At 71.3% G+C, this 22,045-nt stretch carries 18 protein-coding genes; 13 read left to right on the top strand and 5 right to left on the bottom strand.

The features are described from left to right. Positions 1 to 21: 21 nt before the first annotated feature. Complete coding sequence (locus MILUP08_RS08340; protein WP_007456579.1) at positions 22 to 381, bottom strand: YraN family protein; 360 nt, start codon at positions 379 to 381, stop codon at positions 22 to 24. A 342-nt stretch (positions 382 to 723) separates the two neighbouring features. Here MILUP08_RS08340 and MILUP08_RS08345 point away from each other — a divergent pair, with 342 nt between their 5' ends. From MILUP08_RS08345 to frr, 5 genes are all read left to right on the top strand, one after another. Further along, a complete protein-coding gene (locus MILUP08_RS08345; protein WP_007456580.1) occupies positions 724 to 1,863 on the top strand; it encodes a hypothetical protein in 1,140 nt (379 codons plus the stop codon). A gap of 446 nt (positions 1,864 to 2,309) precedes the next feature. Then, positions 2,310 to 3,227 (top strand): 30S ribosomal protein S2, encoded by a 918-nt coding sequence (gene rpsB, locus MILUP08_RS08350; protein ID WP_007456581.1) that lies wholly within the window; start codon positions 2,310 to 2,312, stop codon positions 3,225 to 3,227. Between the two features lie 134 nt (positions 3,228 to 3,361). Then, positions 3,362 to 4,189, top strand: a complete 828-nt coding sequence (gene tsf / locus MILUP08_RS08355) for a translation elongation factor Ts (protein ID WP_007456582.1) — start codon at positions 3,362 to 3,364, stop codon at positions 4,187 to 4,189. 160 nt (positions 4,190 to 4,349) lie between these two features. Further along, entirely contained in the window at positions 4,350 to 5,117 is a 768-nt protein-coding gene (pyrH, locus tag MILUP08_RS08360) for a UMP kinase (RefSeq protein WP_007456583.1), read from the top strand. Between the two features lie 71 nt (positions 5,118 to 5,188). After that, complete coding sequence (gene frr / locus MILUP08_RS08365; protein ID WP_007456584.1) at positions 5,189 to 5,746, top strand: ribosome recycling factor; 558 nt, start codon at positions 5,189 to 5,191, stop codon at positions 5,744 to 5,746. Between the two features lie 82 nt (positions 5,747 to 5,828). Here frr and MILUP08_RS35175 read toward each other — a convergent pair whose 3' ends face one another. Next, entirely contained in the window at positions 5,829 to 6,272 is a 444-nt protein-coding gene (locus MILUP08_RS35175) for a hypothetical protein (protein WP_144056884.1), read from the bottom strand. 445 nt (positions 6,273 to 6,717) lie between these two features. On the opposite strand from MILUP08_RS35175, the gene MILUP08_RS36585 reads away from it, so the two are divergent. The 3 genes from MILUP08_RS36585 to MILUP08_RS08385 all read left to right on the top strand — a co-directional run bounded on the left by MILUP08_RS36585 (position 6,718) and on the right by MILUP08_RS08385 (position 10,815). Beyond that, positions 6,718 to 8,313, top strand: coding sequence for a phosphatidate cytidylyltransferase (locus MILUP08_RS36585; RefSeq protein WP_007456586.1), 1,596 nt, complete (start codon positions 6,718 to 6,720; stop codon positions 8,311 to 8,313). A gap of 104 nt (positions 8,314 to 8,417) precedes the next feature. Continuing rightward, positions 8,418 to 9,575, top strand: coding sequence for a dual-specificity RNA methyltransferase RlmN (gene rlmN, locus MILUP08_RS08380; protein ID WP_007456589.1), 1,158 nt, complete (start codon positions 8,418 to 8,420; stop codon positions 9,573 to 9,575). Between the two features lie 31 nt (positions 9,576 to 9,606). Beyond that, on the top strand, positions 9,607 to 10,815 hold the full coding sequence (locus MILUP08_RS08385) for a DivIVA domain-containing protein (protein WP_007456590.1): 1,209 nt from the start codon (positions 9,607 to 9,609) through the stop codon (positions 10,813 to 10,815). 88 nt (positions 10,816 to 10,903) lie between these two features. Here MILUP08_RS08385 and MILUP08_RS08390 read toward each other — a convergent pair whose 3' ends face one another. Beyond that, positions 10,904 to 11,128, bottom strand: coding sequence for a DUF2631 domain-containing protein (locus tag MILUP08_RS08390; protein ID WP_007456591.1), 225 nt, complete (start codon positions 11,126 to 11,128; stop codon positions 10,904 to 10,906). 198 nt (positions 11,129 to 11,326) lie between these two features. Here MILUP08_RS08390 and MILUP08_RS08395 point away from each other — a divergent pair, with 198 nt between their 5' ends. From MILUP08_RS08395 to MILUP08_RS08405, 3 genes are all read left to right on the top strand, one after another. Continuing rightward, positions 11,327 to 12,907 (top strand): Rieske 2Fe-2S domain-containing protein, encoded by a 1,581-nt coding sequence (locus tag MILUP08_RS08395; RefSeq protein ID WP_007456593.1) that lies wholly within the window; start codon positions 11,327 to 11,329, stop codon positions 12,905 to 12,907. Positions 12,908 to 13,021: 114 nt separating this feature from the next. Next, positions 13,022 to 13,711, top strand: a complete 690-nt coding sequence (locus MILUP08_RS08400; RefSeq protein ID WP_007456594.1) for a TMEM175 family protein — start codon at positions 13,022 to 13,024, stop codon at positions 13,709 to 13,711. A gap of 232 nt (positions 13,712 to 13,943) precedes the next feature. Beyond that, entirely contained in the window at positions 13,944 to 14,336 is a 393-nt protein-coding gene (locus MILUP08_RS08405) for a hypothetical protein (protein WP_007456596.1), read from the top strand. Between the two features lie 89 nt (positions 14,337 to 14,425). Here MILUP08_RS08405 and MILUP08_RS08410 read toward each other — a convergent pair whose 3' ends face one another. Then, entirely contained in the window at positions 14,426 to 16,021 is a 1,596-nt protein-coding gene (locus MILUP08_RS08410) for a phytoene desaturase family protein (protein ID WP_007456598.1), read from the bottom strand. Between the two features lie 11 nt (positions 16,022 to 16,032). Continuing rightward, positions 16,033 to 16,872, bottom strand: coding sequence for a YhjD/YihY/BrkB family envelope integrity protein (locus tag MILUP08_RS08415; RefSeq protein WP_007456600.1), 840 nt, complete (start codon positions 16,870 to 16,872; stop codon positions 16,033 to 16,035). 51 nt (positions 16,873 to 16,923) lie between these two features. On the opposite strand from MILUP08_RS08415, the gene MILUP08_RS08420 reads away from it, so the two are divergent. Beyond that, positions 16,924 to 17,475, top strand: coding sequence for a GNAT family N-acetyltransferase (locus MILUP08_RS08420; RefSeq protein ID WP_007456602.1), 552 nt, complete (start codon positions 16,924 to 16,926; stop codon positions 17,473 to 17,475). A gap of 293 nt (positions 17,476 to 17,768) precedes the next feature. Beyond that, complete coding sequence (locus MILUP08_RS08425; protein ID WP_007456604.1) at positions 17,769 to 21,737, top strand: CARDB domain-containing protein; 3,969 nt, start codon at positions 17,769 to 17,771, stop codon at positions 21,735 to 21,737. The last annotated feature ends 308 nt before the right edge of the window (positions 21,738 to 22,045 follow it).

Consider the following 22,045-nt stretch of genomic DNA (forward strand, 5'->3'; position numbering starts at 1 on the left):
CCGATGCGTCGGCCGCGCATCTCAGAACGCGCCCTTCAGGTGGTCGACCTGCGCGGGACCGGTGTCGGGCAGTCGTACCGACAGCACGTCGAACCGCACCTCGTCGGCGCTCGTGCCGGTCTCGGCGAGCCAGCGCGCGGCGAGCCCGCGCAGGCGACGGGCCTTGGCCGGTACGACGGCCTCGGCCGGTGTGCCGAACATGTCGCCCCGGCGCGTCTTCACCTCGCAGAACGCGAGGACCGGCCCGTCCCAGGCGATGATGTCGATCTCGCCCTGCGGGCAGCGCCAGTTCCGGACGATCGGGCGCAGCCCCGCCTCGCTCAGGTGCTGGGCGGCACACCGCTCGCCGTACGCTCCGACCGCCTGGTTCCGCTTCGTCATGACCGCGACGGTGCCCGTCCGGGTGTGCGCATTGCGACCCCGCGACGGCCCGGCTGTGGACGACGGGCCTCCTGTGGACAACCGGACGATCAAGCCCGCCCTGTGCTAGGTGGGCGTGAGCCTCCGACCGAGGCCGGCAGCACGGGCTGGCCGCGCTCCCGATGGGCCCGCCTTGATCAGGTGATGAGAAATAGGCGTCAGGACCGCTGCCGACCTACTTTTCATCACCTGATCAAGGTGCCGCAGCACCGCAGCGCTATCCGAGCGCGGCGGTCGGCGGTCGGCGGTCGGCCGGGCGGGCTGAAATGGCGCGGGCGTGGCCTGTCGCATACGGTGCCTGACGTGGACGGACGACGGAGCTTTCCGGAAGATCAGGAGTCGCGCTGGTACCCCGACGAGCGGGCCCGCGGTTACGGCGATTCCGAGTGGCGCGGCGCGGGTGAGCCGCGGTACCGGGACGGCGAGATCCCCGAGCAGCGCGGCGTCGAGGACAGCCGATCCGTCGAGGACACCGGCGTCGGCCGACGCCGGGAGCCGGACTCGGGGCGCTTCGGCGGTACGCCGGAGCCGGGCTCTGGCCGCTTCGGCGCGGTGGACGTGGGCCGCTTCGGTGGTACGCCCGAGTCGGATTCGGGTCGTCTGAGCGCGCTGGACGTGGGCCGGCCCGAGTCGGACTCCGGGCGCTTCGGCGCCATCGACACCGCACCGGGGAGGTTCGGCGGCAGCGAGCCCGACTCGGGACGTTTCGGCGTGGTCGACCCGTTGGGTGACGCGCGTACGGAGGGGGACGGTTACCGGGCGACCCGCTCCCGCAGGGCGGATCGGGACCCCTCGGAGATCTCCGGTGAGCTGCCCGGCCGCCGAGCCGCCCGGGAGCCGGTGAGTACGTCCACGCCGGAAGCCGCCCGAGACGCCGGGCCGGCGGCCCTCCGAGACACCGGGTCAGCGGCCCTCCGTGACACCGCGCCGGCGGCCACCCCAGACGCCGGGCCGGCGGCCGGGGTTCTCGCCGACCCGACCCGGCCCGCCCCGCTCGCCGGATATCCGATCATCGAGCCGACCCGGGGCGGCGGGGACCAGCCGCACCCGCTGGAGATGCCGACCGGCCCGATGCCGGGGATCGGCCCTCGTCCCGACCTGCCCGTCGGCGAGCCGCTGGCGTACCCCCAGCCGGCCGACGGTGTCTACCGGACCCGCCGCCCGGCGCTGGCCGCGCTCTTCGCCCTGCTGGCGTTGATCTTCGAGGTCCCGGCGCTGCGGGTGTTGCTGGCGGGCGTCACCGGCGACCCCCTGGACGCCGGCAACGTCGTGGTGGGCATCTGCCTGGTCGCCGGGCTGCCGATCTTCGCATCGGGGCTGTACGGGCTCAGAACCGGCGGACTGGCGCTCTCCGACAGCGGACGGGGCTGGCTGCGCCCTCCGACGGCGTACCTGACCGTCGGCCTGGTGCTCTTCGTCGCCGCCGCCCTCGCCGCCGGCTGACCCCGACGCAGCCGACCTGCCGGCTGACCCCGACGCAGCCGACCTGCCGGCTGACCCCGACAAAGCCGGGCCGCCGGCTGACCCCGACAAAGCCGGGCCGCCGGCTGACCCTCCGGCTGACGCCGCGCCGCCGACCCGCCGGCTGATCACCGCGCAGAGCAACCCCGGCCGCTGATCCAGCTCCGCCAACCCCGGCGGCTGATCTCCGCGCCGCCGCTCCGCCCGCGCGCACCCGGAGGTCGGGGGGCGGGGAAGGGGCGTACACTGGCCAACTGGCGACCGCCTCGTGCGGTCGACCTCGCGCGCCCTCTTCACGAATCGTCGTGAAGCGACGGCCTCCCTGGTCCCGATCTTGATCGGGCCCACCATGGGCCGGCGACCAGGCGCCAGGACGCCCGGCCACCGGCCGGGCGTGACAACCAGGGATCTTGAGGAGTAACCCAACCATGGCCGTCGTGACCATGCGCCAGCTGCTGGAGAGCGGTGTCCACTTCGGGCACCAGACCCGGCGCTGGAACCCGAAGATGAAGCGCTTCATCATGACCGAGCGCAACGGCATCTACATCATCGACCTGCGCCAGACTCTCGACTACATCGAGAAGGCGTACGAGTTCGTGCGTGGAACCGTCGCGGAGGGTGGCAGCATCCTCTTCGTCGGCACCAAGAAGCAGGCCCAGGAGGCCATCGCCGAGCAGGCGACCCGGGTCGGTCAGCCGTACGTCAACCACCGCTGGCTCGGTGGCATGCTGACCAACTTCCAGACGGTGTACAAGCGGCTCCAGCGGATGAAGGAGCTGGAGGGCCTGGGTGACCTCAGCGGCACCGCCGCCGGTTACACCAAGAAGGAGACCCTGCAGCTCTCCCGCGAGAAGATCAAGCTGACCCGCACGCTGGGTGGTCTGCGGGACATGCAGAAGCTGCCGGCCGCGGTCTGGATCGTCGACACCAAGAAGGAGCACATCGCCGTCGACGAGGCCCGCAAGCTGGGCATCCCGGTGATCGCCGTCCTCGACACCAACTGTGACCCGGACGAGGTCGACTTCCCGATCCCGGGCAACGACGACGCGATCCGCTCGGCCGAGCTGCTGACCAAGGTCGTCGCGGCCGCCGTCGCGGACGGTCTGATCGCGCGTTCCGGCCGTCGCCGGGGCAACGACGAGAAGCCCGAGGGTGTCGCGACCGACGAGCCGCTGACCGAGTGGGAGCGCGAGCTGCTGGAGCCGAAGAAGGCCGACGAGTCGGCCGCCCCGGCCGAGCAGCCGGCCGCTGCCGCCGCCGAGCAGCCCGCCGCCGAGCAGCCCGCCACCCCGGAGCAGCCGGCGCAGGCCGCCACCGAGCAGCCGGCGGCCGCCACCGCGGAGTGACCCGCACCGTCGCTGCCCGCCGTCCGTTTTCGCGAACGGCGGGCAGTGGCGGTACGCCGGGCACGATCCGCCCGGATCCGGGTAACCGGCACCTCTGACCATCCACACGCCGTCTCAACACCGAAGAGAGAGCCATGTCCCAAATCACCGCCGCGGACGTCAAGAAGCTCCGCGACCTCACCGGCGCCGGCATGATGGACAGCAAGAAGGCGCTGACCGAGGCCGAGGGCGACTTCGACAAGGCCATCGAGATCCTGCGCGTCAAGGGCGCCAAGGACGTCGGCAAGCGGGCCGGCCGTACGGCCGCCAACGGCCTGGTCGCCCACTCCGGCAAGGCGCTGCTCGAGCTCAACTGCGAGACCGACTTCGTCGCCAAGACCGAGTCGTTCATCGCGCTGGCCCAGCAGCTGGTGGAGCACGGCGAGCGTTCCGGCGTGACCAGCGCCGAGGAGCTGCTCGCCTCCGAGCTCGACGGCAAGGTCGTCGCCGACCTGGTCCAGGAGCAGTCCGCCAAGATCGGCGAGAAGCTGGTGCTCAACCGGTTCGCCAAGGTCGAGGGCACCACCGCGGTCTACCTGCACCGCAAGGCCCAGGACCTGCCGCCGGCCGTCGGCGTGCTGGTGTCGTACACCGGCAAGTCCGACGAGGCGGGCGACGCCGACGCCCGTGGCGTCGCCATGCAGATCGCCGCCATGCGGCCGAAGTACCTCACCCGGGACGAGGTTCCGGCCGAGGTCGTCGAGTCCGAGCGGCGCATCGCCGAGCAGACCGCCCGCGAGGAGAACAAGCCCGAGGCGGCCCTGCCGAAGATCGTCGACGGTCGGGTGAACTCCTTCTTCAAGGACTACGTCCTCGTCGAGCAGTCGTCCGTGGCCGACAACAAGAAGACGGTGAAGCAGGTGCTGGCCGAGGCCGGCATCGAGGTCACCCGCTTCGTGCGGTTCGAGGTCGGCCAGGCCTGAGCCGCCACCGGGCGCCGCGCGCCCGTGGGCAGTAGACGTTGACGAGGAGGCCGCCGGTGTACGTGACAGGCACCGCGGCCTCCTCGTCACATAGGGTCGGCAGCGGCAGGTTCGCGGTAACGCGTCGCGCGGGGCGTGCGCGTGGGGGAAGGCGGGGCGGATGACGCAGGTTGTGAGTGACCGGACGCTGGCGGTGGACGATCCGACGGCGCCGCCGCCGGGGCGGGCCCGCCGGGTGGTGCTGAAGCTCTCGGGTGAGGTGTTCGGTGGTGGCGCGATCGGCGTCGACCCGGACGTCGTGCAGGCCATCGCCCGGCAGATCGCCACAGTGGTCCGCCGCGGCGTGCAGGTCTCCGTGGTGGTCGGCGGGGGCAACTTCTTCCGCGGCGCGGAGCTGCAGAAGCGCGGGATGGACCGCGCCCGCGCCGACTACATGGGCATGCTCGGCACCGTGATGAACTGCCTCGCGCTGCAGGACTTCCTGGAGAAGGAGGGCATCGAGACCCGGGTGCAGAGCGCCATCACGATGGCCCAGGTCGCCGAACCGTACATCCCCCTGCGGGCGATCCGGCACCTGGAGAAGGGCCGTGTGGTCTTCTTCGGCGCCGGCGCGGGCATGCCGTACTTCTCCACCGACACCGTGGCCGCCCAGCGGGCGCTGGAGATCCGGGCCGACGTGGTGCTGATGAGCAAGAACGGCGTGGACGGCGTCTACACCGCCGATCCGCGGATCGACCCCACCGCCAGCAAGCTCGACTCGATCACCTTCTCCGAGGTGCTGCGCCGCAACCTGCGGGTGGCCGACGCCGCCGCGTTCAGCCTCTGCATGGAGAACGGCCTGCCGATGTTGGTCTTCGGCGCGCAGGGTGACGACACCATCATCCGCGCGGTGGGTGGCGACAAGATCGGCACCCTGATCACCGCCTGAGCGTGACCGGCAGCGGCCCGGACGACTTTCAGCAGAGCCCACGACGAGCACAGAAGGAGGCGAGGAGACCGGTGATCGACGACACCCTCCTCGAGGCCGAGGAAAAGATGGAGCGTGCGGTTGAGCACGCCAAGGAGGAGTTCGGCGCCATCCGTACCGGTCGCGCCAACGCCGCCATGTTCTCCAAGGTCATCATCGACTACTACGGCACGCCCACGCCGCTGACCCAGATGGCGTCGATCGCGGTCCCCGAGCCGCGGATGGCCATCATCAAGCCGTACGACAACTCGCAGATCAATGCGATGGAGAAGGCGATCCGCGACTCGGACCTCGGGGTGAACCCGAACAACGAGGGCAACCAGCTGCGCATCCTGCTCCCGCAGATGACCGAGGAGCGCCGCCGCGACATGATCAAGGTGGCCAAGAACAAGGGCGAGGAGGCCAAGGTGGCCATCCGCAACGTCCGCCGCCGTGGCAAGGAAGAGCTGGACCGGATCGTCAAGGACGGCGAGGCCGGCGAGGACGACGGCCGCCGCGCCGAGAAGGAGCTGGACGACCTGACGCAGCGCTACGTCGCCAACATCGACGACCTGGTCAAGCACAAGGAGACCGAGCTGCTGGAGGTCTGAGGCCGCACCCGGCGTCCGGCGGTTGAGCAGCAGACGTGAGGCCCGCCCCCGATCCGGGGACGGGCCTCGTGCCGTTCGAGCGTCAGCGGGGGATCCGGACGGTACGGGTCTTCTCGGTCAGGGTCGTTCCGACGTACGCGTCGTGCAGCTCGAAGCGCACGGTGGCCCGACCCGGGTGCAGCACCGGGCCACCCCGGTAGAAGCCCATCGAGATGCTGGCGGTGCCGCCGTCGCAGACGATCTCGCCGGCGCCGAGTCCGCCGGTGGCCCAGTAGGTCGGCAGGCCGTCCTGGATCAGCGACGCCGACAGGAAGTACACGCCGGTCGGGCAGTTGCGCACCTCCCCCCGGGCGGTGGCGGCCGGGAACGCCGGGCCGGTCCCGTCGGGGCTCCCGTCGTACAGGTAGATCTCGCTGGTGCGGTGGTCGATCCTGATGCTCGCGTTCCGCGTCGCCGCGGTGGCCGGTGTGGCCGCCGTCAGGACGAGGGCGACAATCGTCAACACCGCCAGGCTGATTCTGCGCACGAACGCTCCTTCCCCGTTGTGGTGCTGGAAACCGCCGGCGGACGCCGGCACACCGACAGCCGACCATCGATGGGCGGCGCGGGTCATCCCCTGTTCGCCCGGATGCACGGTCGGATACGCGTCGCTGCGCCGCCGACGCTCGTGCGGGCGGCGGGTGCGATTCGCGTGCCGCCGTCGGCCCACACCCGCCCCCGGCAGGGCGGCGACTCGCCGGATCCCGCTCACCGCGGCCCCCGGACGGGCCCCGACGGTCAGGGGCGCCATCGTCCGCCTCGCCCCGGCGGCGGGTGCAGTAGGCTCGGCAGGATTCCCGGCCACCGGGCGGTGCGTACCGGGAATCGACCGACCGTCGGGGCGGTCGAGCCGGAGGAACACAGTCGCGCGTGTAGGGGATGCTTGTGGTCTTGCGTCATGTGGTGGTACTCGTGCCGCGTCGCGGTGCGTGATGTCCCACCCCGACCCCTACACCGACGAACCGCGCGGCTGGGACCGGCCGGAGCGCCCGGTCGCCCTGCCCTGGCCCGAGCAGGAGCTTGAGGCGGGCCAGCGGAGCCGCCGTCCGGCCGTCGGGCCCGAGTTGTACGCCGAGCCGCGCACCCGCCCGTACGCGGAGCCGTATCCGGCAGACCCGTACGACGAGCGCGGCCGGGCCGTCCGCCCGGAGGACCGGGACCGTTTCGACGACCGGGACCGGCGCGACCGTTTCGCGGACCGGGACCGCTACGACGACGATCGGAACCAGCCCGACCGGTACGACGACCGGGGTGGTCCCGGCCGCTACGGCGATCGGCCGCCAGCGGCTGACGGCCCTCCGCGTTACGCCGACCCCGGCGCTGCCCAGCGTTACGACGACCGTGACGCGCCATCGCGCTTCGACGACCGTGGCGCTGCGCCGCGTTACGACGACCGTGACGCGCCATCGCGCTTCGACGACCGTGGCGCTGCGCCGCGTTACGACGACCGCGACGCGCCATCGCGCTTCGAGGACCGCGACGTCGCGCCGCGTTACGACAACGGTGACGCGCCATCGCGCTTCGACGACCGCGACGCGTCGCCGCACTTCGATGACGATGCCGGGTACCCGACCGCTCAGCTCGCGCCCATCGGCGCCGAGATCCTGGCCGACGATGACCCGGTGACCGAGCCGGAGCCGCCGACCGGACGGCGGCCGAAGGGCCGGCGACGGGCCAGCCTCGATCGGCCGGCGACCCAGCAGGTGGGCACCGGGCGGGCCGGCCGGAACCTGCCGGCGGCGATCGGGGTCGGGCTCGGCCTCGGCGCGCTGATCGTGGTTCCGCTTGTCTTCTACCCGCTGGCGTTCCTGCCGGTGATCGCCGCCGCCATCGCGGTCGGCATCTGGGAGATGGCACGGGCGGTCCGCCGCAGCGGCGCCCACCCGCCGCTGGTGCCGCTGCTCGCCGGTGGCGTGCTGACCATCGGGCTGGCGTGGTTCGCCGGCCCGGACGCCCTCAGTCTGGGCCTGCTGGTCACGGTGCTGGGCACGATGATCTGGCGGTTGGGCGACGGCCCGGCCGGCTTCCAGCGGGATCTCACCGCGGCCACCCTGATCGCGGTCTACGTGCCGTTCCTCGGCGGTTTCGCGGCGTTGCTGGCGGCGGCCCCCGACGACGGCCGGCTGCGCATCCTGGCCACGCTGATCGCTGTGGTCCTCTCCGACACCGGCGGGTACGCGGCAGGCGTCTCCTTCGGCCGCCACCCGATGGCACCGTCGATCAGCCCGAAGAAGTCCTGGGAGGGTTTCGCCGGCTCGGTCACCGCGGCGGCGCTGGGCAGCGCCCTGCTGCTGTGGCTGATGTTCGAGGTGGCCCCCTGGTGGGGTGCCGTGTTCGGGGTGGCCGTCTCCTGCGCGGCGGTCCTCGGTGATCTCGCCGAATCGATGATCAAGCGGGACCTCGGGGTCAAGGACATGAGCAACCTGCTGCCCGGGCACGGTGGCCTGATGGACCGGCTGGACTCGATCCTGTTCGCGGTGCCGACCGCGTACCTGCTGTTGGCGATCTTCGTGCCGGTGGTGGGGTGAGGCATGGATCACCGTGGCCCGAGCGTTCCCGACCGGCGGCCGGGGCCGGTTCCACGCCTCCGGAGGGGTGCCCGGCGCCGGAGGCGTGACACACTGGACCAGCCATGACGAGCCTGCCGTTGATCCCCGCCCTCTCGGACGCCCCCGCCGCACGCCGGGCCTCCATGCCGCCGCAGCACCTCGCCGACCTGGACCTGGCCGGCCGCCAGGCGCTGGTCGCCGGGTTGGGTGAGCCCGCGTTCCGTGCCAAGCAGATCTCCAACCACTACTTCGGGCGGCTGGTCCGCGACCCGCAGGCGATGACCGACCTCCCCGCGGCGACGCGTGAGCGGCTGGCCGACCAGCTGCTGCCCACGCTGCTCAACCCGGTGCGCGAGCTGGCCTGCGACGACGGCGCGACCCGCAAGGCGCTCTGGAAGCTGCACGACGGCGCGCTTGTCGAGAGCGTGCTGATGGGCTACCCGGACCGGGTCACTGTCTGCATCTCCAGCCAGGCGGGCTGCGGCATGGCCTGCCCGTTCTGCGCCACCGGCCAGGCTGGGCTGACCCGCAACCTGTCCACGGCGGAGATCGTCGACCAGGCGGTCTACCTGGCCGGGGTGGCGGCCTCCGGCGCGGTCGCCGGCTCACCGCCGCGGCTGTCGCACGTCGTGTTCATGGGCATGGGCGAGCCGCTGGCCAACTACAACCGGGTCATCGCGGCGATCCGTCGGCTGGTCAGCCCCGCTCCGGAGGGCCTGGGCCTGTCCCAGCGGCACATCACCGTTTCCACGGTCGGCCTGGTTCCGGCCATCCGCCGACTGGCCAGCGAAGACCTCTCTGTGACCCTTGCGCTGTCGTTGCACGCGCCCGATGATGATCTGCGCGACGAACTCGTGCCGGTGAACCAGCGCTGGAAGGTAGCCGAGGTGCTGGACGCAGCGTGGGACTACGCCGCCCGGACGGGCCGTCGCGTGTCCATCGAATACGCAATGATCAAGGACGTGAACGACCAGCCGTGGCGAGCTGACCTGCTCGGGCGGCTGTTGGCCGGCAAGTTGGCGCACGTGAACCTCATCCCGCTCAATCCGACGCCGGGCAGCCGCTGGGACGCGAGCCCGAAGCCGGTCGAGCGGGAGTTCGTGCGGCGCTTGCGTGACGCGGGAGTGTCCACCACCGTACGGGACACCCGGGGCCGCGAGATCGACGGCGCGTGTGGCCAGCTCGCCGCCGCCGAGGACACCGACACCTTCACCGACCGCGCCGGAGAGGCACCGGCGTGACCGGGCGTGGCGAACGAGACCAGGAGACATAGTGGCGAGTCAGGGTCAGCGTTTCCGGCGCAAGGCGCTCCGCCGGGGATACAAGGTCGACGAGGTGGATGCCTTCCTCGACCGGGTCGAGGCGACGCTCGACGGCCGGCAGGTGGGTGCGCCGGTGGCCTCCCAGGAGGTCCATGACGTCGTCTTCCGGGTCCGGTTCAACGGCTACGACGAGTGGCAGGTCGACCTGCACCTGGACCGGGTCGAGCGACAGCTGGCCGAGCTGGAGGAGCGCACGAGCGCCGGGCGTGGTGGCGACCCTCGGATGGGTGACCGGTTGGGTCCTCCGGACCGGATGGGCCCGCCGCTGCGTGACGACCGTGGGGGCATGGTTCCGCAGCCGATGCCACCCCGGCCGATGCCCGCGCAGGCAGGTCCGCCCGACCGCTACGGCCGGTACGACGAGCCCACCGGCGCCTTCGCCGGCGGGTACGACGCTCCCCGCGGCGGTTACGACGCACAGCGCGGCCCCGGCCCCGGCGGCCCCCCTCCGATGGGACCCGGTGGTCCGATGGGTGGCCACGGCGTCCCGCCGCGCGGCCTGCCCGCCGGTCCGGGGGGTTACGGTCCGCCCGACGACCAGCGTGGGCCCGGCGGGTACGGTCCGCCTGACGACCAGCGTGGGCCCGGCGGCTACGGTCCGCCCGACGATCAGCGCATGCCCGGCGGCTACGGTCCGCCCGACGACCAGCGTGGGCCCGGCGGCGGCTACCCGCCGGAGGAGCCCCGCTTCGACGGCTTCGAGGCCGGTCGGCACGGCCGCGCGGACATGACCGCCGAGATTCGGATGCCCGAACGGGACCTGCGCGACCTGCGTCGTGGCCCGGCCGGCCCGCCCCCGATGCCGCAGCAGGGCATGGGTGGCCCGCCGATGGCCGGCCCGCCCGCCGTGGCCGGCCCGCCGATGGGCGGTCCTCCGATGGTCGGCCCGCCGATGGCCGGCCCGCCCGGCAGCGACCTGTACCGGGTCGACCAGATCCGCCGCAGCTTCCAGGTGCGCCGGTTCGGCAGCGGGTACGACCCGGACCAGGTGGACCGGTTCTTCGAGACCCTGCTCGGCGGCATGCAGCGCCGCAACCCCATGCCTGTCGACCCGAAGGATCTGGACACGCTCCGGTTCGGCCTGGTGCCCGGCGGCTACTTCGAGGCCGAGGTCGACGCCGCACTCAAGGACGTGCAGGACATCCTCTTCGGGCGCTGACCCCGACGCGTACGCGAACGAGGGCCCGTCCCCCGGGTGGGGGCGGGCCCTCGGCGTCCGTCGGCCGGTCGTCCGGCGGCCGGTCGGGTCAGGAGCGCAGGCCGTTGCGCCGCAGCACGGCGTCGCCGATCACGATGACCAGCAGCAGCGCGGCCAGGCCGACCAGCCAGATGTCCTCGACCCTGCCCTCGTGGTTGCCGCAGAACGCCATGACGACCAGCGCCAGCGCGGACAGCACGGCGCCGATGCGCCCCGACTTGCGGTGCCCGGGCTTGTGCTGGTCCGGCGACGTTACCGGCTCGCTTCCTGCCACTGTCGGTCCTTCCCTCGCGATCGGATCTTTGGTTAGTCTGGCACGCCTCCCGCCCGGGGCGGTGCGGTGGGGGTTTCCCCGCCTTCTGGCCCTGCCCGCCCAGGCCGGACGGCACTACGGGCGTCGCGGGGTGGCGGTCAGACTCCCTCCGGTAGCGTTTGGCGTACACCTGATTGTCTGTTTGAGGGGGACTGTGCGGTGCGAGTGACCGGAACCGGGCACGCCAGCATGCGGATCGACACGGCCGCGGGCAGCATCCTGTGCGACCCGTGGGTCAACCCGGCCTACTTCGCCTCCTGGTTTCCCTTCCCGGACAACTCCCTGCTCGACTGGGAGACTCTGGGCCAGGTCGACTACCTGTACGTCTCCCACCTGCACCGGGACCACTTCGACGCGAAGCATCTGCGGGACTTCGTCTCCAAGGACGCCACCGTCCTGCTCCCCGAGTTCCCCACCTCGGAGATGGAGGACGAGTTCCGGGCGCTGGGCTTCACGAAGTTCCTGAAGGCCCCCAACGAGCAGGTCGTGGAGCTGGACGGCGGCCTGAAGATCATGATCCAGGCGCTGACCAGCCCCACCGACGGGCCGATCGGCGACTCGTCGCTCTGGGTCGAGTACGACGGTGTGCGGCTGCTCAACCAGAACGACGCCCGCCCCACCGACCTGAGCGTCTTCGCCGAGCTGGGGCACGTGCACGCGCACCTGCTCCAGTTCTCCGGCGCCATCTGGTACCCGATGGTCTACGAGCTGCCGCAGGCGGCGAAGACCGCGTTCGGCAAGCAGAAGCGCGACCGGCAGTTCGACCGGACGTGGCGCTACATCGACGACCTGAAGGCCGACCACGTCTTCCCGATCGCCGGCCCGCCGTGCTTCCTCGACGACGCGCTGTGGCAGTTCAACGACATCCACGGCGACGAGGGCAACATCTTCCCGGACCAGTCGGTCTTCCTGAGCGAGTACGCCAAGGTCGGCGGCACCAACGGCATCGTGCTGCTGCCGGGCAGCGTCGCCGAGGTCACCACCGAGGGCGCGAGCACCACCCACCCGGTGCCGGTGGAGGAGTTCTTCGCGAACAAGGTCGCCCACCTGGAGGAGATGCGGGAGCGCAAGCGCCCGGTCATCGAGGCGGAGAAGGCGTCCTGGCGGCACCCCGAGGTGGACGTGCTCGGCGAGATGAAGCGCCGGATCGAGCCGCTGCTCGACGAGTCGATCTACCTGGCCAAGGGTGTCGGGGGCCCGGTCCGTTTCGACCTGGTCGGCTACGACGGCGAGAGCGTCGAGTCGATCGTGGTGGACTTCCCGGGCAAGGAGGTCCGGCCGTACGCGGACGAGAAGGTCCGCTACCGCTTCCGGACCGAGCGGTCGCTCATCGAGCACCTGCTCTTCATCGACGAGGTGGACTGGGTCAACTCGCTCTTCCTGTCCTGCCGGTTCTCGGCGGCCCGGATCGGCCAGTACAACGAGTTCGTCTACGCGTTCTTCAAGTGCCTCTCCGAGGAGCGCCTCCAGTACGCCGAGGGCTGGTACGACGAGCACGAGCGCAGCACCGACGCGGAGGACATCACGCTCGGCGACTGGGTGGTGCAGCGGCGGTGCCCGCACCTGAAGGCGGACCTGACCCGGTTCGGCATCGTCGAGGGTGACCAGCTCACCTGCCAGCTGCACGGCTGGCGCTTCGACCTGCCCAGCGGCCGCTGCCTGACCAGCGTCGGCCACAAGGTCCGCGCCCACCGCGTCGACGCGGAAACCCCCGCCCCAGCAGGCGAAGCCCTGAGCTGACCCCGCCCCTGACCGCGATCGTGCACTTCCTGTTGGCCCGAAGCGGGGCAACCGCCCCAAAGCAGCGACAGAAAGCGCACGATCGCGGGGGAGGGGCGGCGGGAGGGGGCGGGCGTGGGCGCGCGGGAGGGCGAGTACCGGTACGAGCGCGGCCGGGAGAAGGCCCGGGACGCCGCCCGGGTGGAAACGTTCAGCGACGGCGTCTTCGCGGTCGTGCTGACGGTGATGGCCGTCGAACTGCTGCAGACCGGCCCCGCCCGGGAGAGCGGACGAGAGCTTCCGGACGCCCTGGCCCACGCCTGGCCGTCCTACCTGGCGTACGTGATCACGTTCGCGCTCGCCGGGCAGGTCTGGCTCGCCCACCACAACCTGTGGCGGTACGTGGTGCGGGTCGACCAGATGCTGCTGGTCCTCAACCTCCTCGTCCTGCTCTTCATCGCGACCATCCCGTTCACCGCCGACCTGCTGTCGGACAACCTGCGCGGCAGCGCGACCGAGCAGCGGCTGACCGCTGCCCTGTACCTCGGCACCGTGCTCGGTGAGGCGATCTTCGTCAACCTGAGCTGGTGGTGGGCCCGCCGGCGCGGGCTGCTGCATCCCGACCTGGATCCCCGGCTGGCCCGGGCGGTGGCACGTCGGATACTGCTGAAGCCCCTGCTCTACCTGGTCGCCTTCGCCGTCGTCTTCATCGACCCCATCCTCAGTCTCTGCGCGTACCTCCTGCTGGTCGGCTACTACCTGGTCGGCGGCCCGGGTGATCTCCGGCCGTCCGCCGGCCCGACGCACGACGGGTCGGCGGCCTAGCTGGCCGGTTCTGTCGAGCACAAAAGCCGGGCTCGGTCGGGTCCGGAAGCACCGTCGGTCCGCCTGCCGACCACGACCGAGCAGGCCCGAACAGGCCCGAACAGGCCCGTACACCCCTCGTGACCAGCCCGGACACGGCGCGGCTGTTCGGCACACGTGCGATCTCTTGTGCTGCGGTCCGGGCGCTCGCCAGCCTGATGGGGCAACGTTCGCCAACTGCGAGGGAGCCATCGTGTCAGCACGAACGATCGTCAGGGTCGCCGCCGCATCCGCCATGGGAGCGGCGCTCGTCCTCGGGGCCACACCCGTGACCGCACAGGCCGCAGAGTCCTCGGTCACCAGCGCAGCCGCCTGCCACTCGGAGGCGTGGGGGCCGTACGACGGGGGCTACGCCTTCACGGTCAGCGGCAAGAAGTCGCCGCTGCGGCCGGCGGGCCCGTATTCCGAATGCGGCATTTACTACGTGCCGGCCAACACCGAGTTCTCCATCGACTGCCGCCTGTACAACGACGTCGGAAACCTCTGGTACCACGGTGACGTCTACGTCAACGGCGCGTACCACACCGGCTGGATGTTCGCCGGCAACCTCAGCCTGCCGTACGAGTCGAACTACGCCTGGTGCTGACACCCGTCTGACGACGCGGCACCCGCCGGCTGACGCAGCCGGCGGGTGCCCCGCGCGTTCGTGGGTGTCCCAGGCCCGAGCCGGACCGGTCAGCGCCCCAGGTCGGCGAGGATGCGGCGGGCGGCGTTGTGGCCGGCGGCGCCGATGACGCTGCCGGCCGGGTGGCAGCCGGCGCTGCCCGCGTACACGCCGTCGATGCCTGTGGCGTACGGCATGCGGTCGGTGAACGAGACGGTGTTGTCCACGTGGTGGATGTGTCCGCCGGTGATGCCGAAGTGCGCCTCGATGCCGGGCGGGGGGAGCGGCACCGCGTCGGCGATCAGGTCGGCGGTGCCGGGGGCGTACCGCTCGACGATCCCGACGAGCCGGTCGACGTAGCCGGGCAGCTCCGCGTCCCAGGTGGTGCCGGCCAGCTCGTAGGGGACCGACTGGACGAACAGCGCCGACGAGTGGTGCCCGGCGGCGTCGGAGAGCGACGGGTCGACTGTGGTGTGCAGGTACCACTCGATGGTCGGCTCGGCCGGCAGCCGCCCGGCCTGTACGTCGGCCCACATGGCGCGCAGCGCGGTCATCGGCGAGGCGGTGTCCCCGCCGACCAGCGACGCGGAGCCGGGCAGCAGGTGGATGGTCGAGCCGAACGGGCTCGGCGTGCCGGGCGGCAGGCAGGAGAACCGCGGCAGCCCGGTGAGCGCCAGGTTGAGCTTCAGGGTGGTGCCGGGCCGGCGGACCGCCGCCATCCGTTCGCCGAGTCGCGCCGGGAGCGCGCCGTCGGGCACCAGGTCCATCAGCCGGTACGGGTCACACGCGCCGAGCACCACCCTCGCGGCGACCTCCCGACCGTCGGCAAGCACCACTCCGCTGGCCGCGCCGCCGTCGAGGGTCACCGCGCTGACTGGCGTACCCGTCAGGATCTTCGCACCGGCGGCGCGCGCGGCCTCGGCGAACGTCCGTGCGACGGTGCCCATCCCGCCCTTGGCGATCATCCAGGTGCCGCCGGAGCCGGGCAGCCGGCACATGTTGTGCACGAGGAAGTTGTGGCCGGTGCCGGGGTCGTCCGGGCCGGCGTTGAGGCCGGAGAGCCCGTCGGTGACCGCGTACATGCTGACCAACAGCTCGGAGCGGAACTCGAACCGGGCCAGGTAGTCCGCGACCGAGCCCCGGACGAGGTCGACGAAGACCTGTCGCAGTGCCGGGCGGAGGTGCCGCTCGGCGGTCTCCTCGGCGGTCAGCGGCTCGGCCAGCCAGGCCGGTGCGAGGTCCTCGCGCAGCGCGGCCAACTCGGCCTGCATGGCGTCGTCGGCGGCCACGTCGGCGGGGGAGAAGAACTCGGCGAGCTGCGCCCGGGTGGCGGCGGTGTCGCTGCCGAAGAGTAGGTACGGCGAGCCGAGACCGCCGGGCGTGGGCAGGAAGTAGTGCGGGTCGCGGCGCAGCACCGGTATCCGCACGTCGAGCGTGGCGAGCAACTCCGGTGGCATGAGCCCGAGCAGGTACGACCCGGTGGAGTGGCGCAGCCCCGGCACCTTCGGGAACGGGTTCTCGGTGCGGGTCGCGCCGCCGATCACGTCGGCCGCCTCCAGCACGAGAACGTCCAGGCCGGCACGGGCCAGCAGAATCGCGGAGACCAGACCGTTGTGCCCGGCGCCGACGATCACCACATCGGCGCGGCCGGGAAGTTCGCTGCTCATGCCGCCGCAGCCTAGTCCGTGCCGCCCGCCCGTTGGGCGCGCCAGCGGGAGAGGGCGAGGGTCGCCGAGTAGCCGGCCAGGACGATCACGTGGAACAGGTACAGCCACAGGAGCACCGCCACGCCGGCGCCGATCTCGTCGAAGCCGCCGAACGGCACGCCCAGGTCCAGAGGCAGGGACGCGAAGAGCACGAAGCCGTGCAGGAACCCGGAGAGGTTCGCCGCGGTGAACGACCCGATACCGAGGGTGGAGAGCCAGTCCGGTGAGGCCGGCCCCACCACCCGGAACACCCACACCAGCACCGGGGTGAGCACCAGCCACACGGCCAGGAACGACAGCACCACACCCAGCACGCCGACCCAGCCGCCCTGGGTGACCAGGTGGGTGGTGACCGGGAGCGCCAGCAGGATCGACAACAGCAGCGCGGGCGCCGGCGCCAGCAGCGGCAGCAGCAGCACCCGACCCCGCCACCCGACCAGGTGCTCGTCGCTGCGCGGGGCCGCCACCGACACGAACGCGCGGCGCAGCCCCTCGCCGTACAGCGACGCGGGCAGCAGCGAGGCGAGGGCCAGCACCGGGGTCAACTCCACCCCGGCGTCGACGAGCGCGGCCACCGCCCGGGGCGCACCGATCGCCGTCGGCAGGGCATCCACGGCGTACGAGGTGAGCCGGCGTACCCGATCGGCTCCGGCGATCAGCGAGGTGAGCCAGAGGGCCAGCAGCGCCACCGGGACCACGGCGATCGCCCCGTAGAAGGTGATCGCGGCGGCGTGCAGCGACAGGTCCCGCCCGCGTACCGGACGGAACGCGGCACTGGTGATCCGTTTCGCGCGTTGCCAGCCGCTGCCCATCGTGACCTCCTTCCCCGTCGTCGGGGTCGGCACTCCTTAAGATCGCCGCCCATGACTGTTCTCACCACCGAACGCCTCATCCTGCGCGACTGGACCGACGATCCGGCCGATCTTGCCCGGATCTACGACATCTACCGCCGTCCGGAGATCACCCGTTGGCTGGGCGCGGCGCCGGGCCTGCCGCTGACCGACCCGGCCCAGGCCGTCGAGCGGCTGCGGATCTGGCAGGAGCGGCACGCCGGCGACGGTGGCCGGTACGGCACCTGGGCGGTCGAGGTACGCGAGACCGGTCGGGTGGCCGGCACGGCGCTGCTCAAGCCGCTGCCGGGGCGGGACGAGGCGGTGCGTACCGGGGACATCGAGACGGGTTGGCACCTGCACCCGGATTCGTGGGGTCACGGCTACGCGACCGAGGCCGCTCGTGCGCTCATGGCCCGGGAGTTCGCCACCGGTACCCGGGAGATCTACGCGGTCGTGTCGCCGGGCAACGAGCCGTCGATGGCTGTCGCTCGGAGGTTGGGCATGGCCCACGTGGGCCAGCGCACCGACTGGTACGGCGGCGAGCTGTTGGAGACGTTCGTTCTGGCGGCGCCGAGCGGCTGAGCGTTCTCGCGGAGGCGACGGCCCCGGTTCGCTCCGGCGGACCGGGGTCGTACGTACCAGGGGCCGTCAATAGTCACGACTGTCGAAGTGTTGACGCTCCCGTAGCACGTCAGTAACCTTTGGCCAAAGTCATGCAAGATTTGGACAACGGCGTGTCTGCTTTCTTGCATCTGCTCGGAAAACCCCGTGAACCGCTTTCGTGGTGCCCCCGCACCCACAACCTGCTCCACCCCGTGCTGCTCCACCCCGTGGTCCCGCCACCCGCGGCGCCGTCCCCCAACGACAGGACAGTCATGAGACGAACGAATCTGTTCCGGATGGTGGCGACGTCAGTCGCGGCCACGATGATCGCGGCGGCAGGCGCGACGGCCGTGGCGACCCCGGCCTCCGCCCGTCCCGCCGAGACGACCGCCGCGTCGGGCAGCGCCTTCGCGGCGGCCGCCACCAACCTCGCCCAGGGTCGTCCCACCCAGGAGAGCGGCCACGCCGACGTGTACGACTCGTCGAAGGTCGTCGACGGCAACGCCGGCAGCTACTGGGAGAGCCTCAACAACTCGTTCCCCCAGTGGGTGCAGGTCGATCTCGGCTCGTCGCAGTCGGTCAACCAGGTCGTGCTGAAGCTGCCGGCCTCCGGTTGGGGGACCCGGACGCAGACGTTGAGCGTGCGGGGCAGCGCCAACGGGTCGTCGTTCACCGACCTGGTCGGGTCGCAGACGTACACCTTCAACCCGGCCAGCGGCAACAGCGTCACGATCAACTTCAGCGCGGCCTCCACCCGCTACGTACGGATCACCATCACCGCCAACAGCGGCTGGCCGGCCGGGCAGCTCTCCGAGCTGGAGGTGTACGGCAGCGGCGGCTCCACCCCCGACACCACCGCGCCGAGCGTTCCGGGCAACCTGTCGTACACCCAGTCGGGCACCACCATCAGCCTGAACTGGGTCGCGTCGACCGACAACGCGGGCGGCAGCGGCATCGCCGGCTACGACGTCTACCGCAACGGCGCGTTCCTCCAGTCCGTGGGGAACGTGACCACCTTCAACGACACCCAGCCGGCCACGGCGACGGTGTCCTACCACGTCCGGGCGCGCGACGCCGCCGGCAACCTCTCCGGCGACAGCAACACGGTCACCCGTACGGGCAGCGGTGACACCACCGCGCCGAGCGTGCCGGGGACGCTGTCGCAGAGCACGGCGGGCAGCACCATCACGCTCACCTGGGGGGCCTCCACCGACTCCGGCGGCAGCGGGCTCGCGGGCTACAACGTCTACCGGGGCGGCAGCCTGATCGCGACGCTGGGCACCGTCCTCACCTATCAGGACACCCAGCCGGCCACGGCGACCGTGTCGTACCACGTCCGCGCCCGCGACGGCGCCGGCAACCTGTCCGGCACCAGCAACACCGTCACCCGGACCGGCAGCAACCCGCCCGCCTGCACGAACGTGGCGCAGGGCAAGAGCATGACGGCGAGCGGCTCCACCTTCAGCTTCACCCCGGACAAGGCGAACGACGGGCAGCTCGGCACCTACTGGGAGGGCGCGGCGAGCTACCCGCAGAACCTGACCGTGGCGCTGGGAGCCAACCACTCCATCTCCGGCGTCACCGTCAGGCTCAACCCGGACTCGTCGTGGGGCACCCGTACCCAGACCATCCAGGTCCTCGGCCGCGACCAGGCGTCGTCCGCGTACACCATCCTGGTCTCCGCGGCGGCCTACCAGTTCGTGCAGGGCACCAACGCGGTGACCATCCCGGTCAGCGCGACCACCGCGGACGTGCAGTTGCGCTTCACCGGCAACACCGGCGCCCCGTCCGGCCAGGTGGCCGAGCTGGAGGTGTGCGGCACGCCGGCGCCCAACCCGGACCTGGTCGTCAGCTCGGTGACCTGGTCACCCACGTCGCCCAGCGAGGCAAGCGCGGTCACGCTCTCCGCAGTCGTGCAGAACATCGGTTCGGCATCCGCAGGCGCGACAACTGTCAACTTCAGCCTGGCCGGCGCGGTCGTCGGCAGCGCCACGGTGGGCGCGCTCGCCGCGGGCGGCTCGACCACCGTGTCGTTCAACGCCGGTACGCGGCCGATGGGCAGCTACGCCGTCTCGGCGGTGGTCGACCCGACGAACACGATCGTCGAGCAGAACAACGGCAACAACAGCCTCACTGCCGCGTCGCCGCTTGTGGTGACGCAGGCCCCCGGGCCGGACCTCCAGGTGCTCAGCATCGCCTCGAACCCGCCGAACCCGGCCGTCGGGGCGTCCGTCACCTTCACCGTGGCGGTCCGCAACCGGGGCACCACAGCGACCGGCACGAGCACTGTCACCCGCCTGGTGGTGGGCGGCACCACGCTCAACACCACCACCGCCTCCATCGCCGCCGGCGCGACGGCTACCGTGGCCGTCAGCGGCAGCTGGACCGCCACCAGCGGCGGGGCCACCATCACCGCCACTGCCGACGCGACGAACGTGGTCGCCGAGACCAACGAGAGCAACAACGCGTTCAGCCAGGCGATAGTGGTCGGGCGCGGGGCCGCCGTCCCGTACGTCTCCTACGAGGCGGAGGCCGGCCGCTACCAGGGCACGCTGCTGGAGGCCGACGCGCTGCGCACCTTCGGGCACACCAACTTCGCCAGCGAGTCCTCCGGTCGCAAGTCGGTACGGCTCACCAGCACCGGCCAGTTCGTCGAGTTCACCTCGGCCAACCAGGCCAACTCCATAGTGGTGCGCAACTCCATCCCGGACGCGCCCGGTGGTGGCGGCATCGAGGCGACCATCAGCCTCTACGTCAACGACGTCTTCTCCCGGAAGCTGACGCTGTCGTCGAAGCACAGCTGGCTCTACGGCAACACCGACGGGCCGGAGGCGCTCACCAACACCCCGCAGGCCGACGCCCGACGGCTCTTCGACGAGTCGAACGCGCTGCTGGCGCAGTCGTACCCGGCGGGCACCCGGTTCAAGTTGCAGCGCGACTCGGGTGACACCGCCTCCTTCTACGTCATCGACATGATCGACCTGGAGCAGGTCGCCCCGGCCGCGAGCCAGCCGGCCGGCTGCACCTCGATCACCGCGTACGGCGCGGTCCCGAACGACGGGCTCGACGACACCGCCGCCATCCAGCGGGCCGTGACCGACGACCAGAACGGTGTCATCGGCTGCGTCTGGATCCCCGCCGGGCAGTGGCGGCAGGAGCAGAAGATCCTGACCGACGACCCGCTGAACCGGGGCACGTACAACCAGGTCGGCATCAGCAACGTCACCATCCGGGGCGCCGGCATGTGGCACTCGCAGCTCTACACGCTCACCGAGCCGCAGAACGTGGTGGGAGGCATCAACCACCCGCACGAGGGCAACTTCGGCTTCGACATCGACAAGAACACCCAGATCTCCGACATCGCCATCTTCGGCTCCGGCCGGATCCGCGGCGGTGACGGCAACGCCGAGGGCGGCGTCGGTCTGAACGGTCGCTTCGGCACCGGCACCAAAATCAGCAACGTGTGGATCGAGCACGCCAACGTGGGCGTCTGGGTGGGCCGCGACTACGACAACATCCCCGACCTGTGGGGCCCGGCCGACGGGCTGGAGTTCAGCGGCATGCGGATCCGCGACACGTACGCCGACGGCATCAACTTCAGCAACGGCACGCGCAACTCGCGGGTGTTCAACTCGTCGTTCCGCACCACAGGCGACGACGCCCTCGCCGTCTGGGCCAACCCGTACGTCAAGGACCGCAGCGTCGACATCGCCCACGACAACCACTTCGTCAACAACACCGTCCAGCTGCCCTGGCGGGCCAACGGCATCGCCATCTACGGCGGCTACGACAACTCGATCGAGAACAACCTGATCTACGACACCGCCAACTACCCGGGCATCATGCTGGCGACCGACCACGACCCGCTGCCGTTCTCCGGCACGACGCTCATCGCCAACAACGGCCTCTACCGCACCGGCGGCGCGTTCTGGAACGAGGACCAGGAGTTCGGCGCCATCACGCTCTTCCCCTCCACCAGGGACATCACCGGAGTCACGATCCGCAACACCGACATCATCGACTCCACGTACGACGGCATCCAGTTCAAGAACGGCGGCGGCAACATGCCGAACGTCGCCATCACCAACGTACGTATCGACAAGTCGAACAATGGTGCCGGCATCCTCGCGATGAGCGGCGCGCGCGGCAGCGCCAACCTGACGAACGTGACAATCACCAACTCGGCCGACGGCAACATCGTCATCCAGCCGGGCTCGCAGTTCGTCATCAACGGCGGCTGATCCCACGGTCGCTGCTTGATCAACACGGTTTCGGTGAAGTCGGGGTGTCCGGAGGCTCGGACACCCCGATTCGGCGATCTGGAGTTGATCAGCCGAGGCGAATCGATCCGGGCGACCTGCTGGGCGAGGAAGCAGGCCCGGAAGAGCCCGGCACCGCTTGATCGACACGCGTTCAAGGAAGTCGGGCTGTCCGGGTGTGGGGGAGGCCGCGACTTCCTTGAAGCCGAGTCGATCATCGGCGCGCGGCGCGGGCGGTGAGCGGGGAGGGCTGAGGCTCCCAGCGGGCGTCCAGCGGCGGTGGGGGAGAA

The organism is Micromonospora lupini str. Lupac 08 (genome assembly GCF_000297395.2).
GTDB classification, from domain to species: domain Bacteria; phylum Actinomycetota; class Actinomycetes; order Mycobacteriales; family Micromonosporaceae; genus Micromonospora; species Micromonospora lupini.

Bases quoted from the DNA above. Each gene is read 5' to 3' on its own strand.
- MILUP08_RS08425 (WP_007456604.1), top strand. From the start codon at position 17,769: ATGAGACGAACGAATCTGTTCCGGATGGTGGCGACGTCAGTCGCGGCC.
- tsf (WP_007456582.1), top strand. From the start codon at position 3,362: ATGTCCCAAATCACCGCCGCGGACGTCAAGAAGCTCCGCGACCTCACC.
- rlmN (WP_007456589.1), top strand. From the start codon at position 8,418: ATGACGAGCCTGCCGTTGATCCCCGCCCTCTCGGACGCCCCCGCCGCA.
- pyrH (WP_007456583.1), top strand. From the start codon at position 4,350: ATGACGCAGGTTGTGAGTGACCGGACGCTGGCGGTGGACGATCCGACG.
- MILUP08_RS08415 (WP_007456600.1), bottom strand. From the start codon at position 16,872: ATGGGCAGCGGCTGGCAACGCGCGAAACGGATCACCAGTGCCGCGTTC.
- MILUP08_RS08410 (WP_007456598.1), bottom strand. From the start codon at position 16,021: ATGAGCAGCGAACTTCCCGGCCGCGCCGATGTGGTGATCGTCGGCGCC.
- MILUP08_RS08340 (WP_007456579.1), bottom strand. From the start codon at position 381: ATGACGAAGCGGAACCAGGCGGTCGGAGCGTACGGCGAGCGGTGTGCC.
- MILUP08_RS08420 (WP_007456602.1), top strand. From the start codon at position 16,924: ATGACTGTTCTCACCACCGAACGCCTCATCCTGCGCGACTGGACCGAC.
- MILUP08_RS36585 (WP_007456586.1), top strand. From the start codon at position 6,718: ATGTCCCACCCCGACCCCTACACCGACGAACCGCGCGGCTGGGACCGG.
- rpsB (WP_007456581.1), top strand. From the start codon at position 2,310: ATGGCCGTCGTGACCATGCGCCAGCTGCTGGAGAGCGGTGTCCACTTC.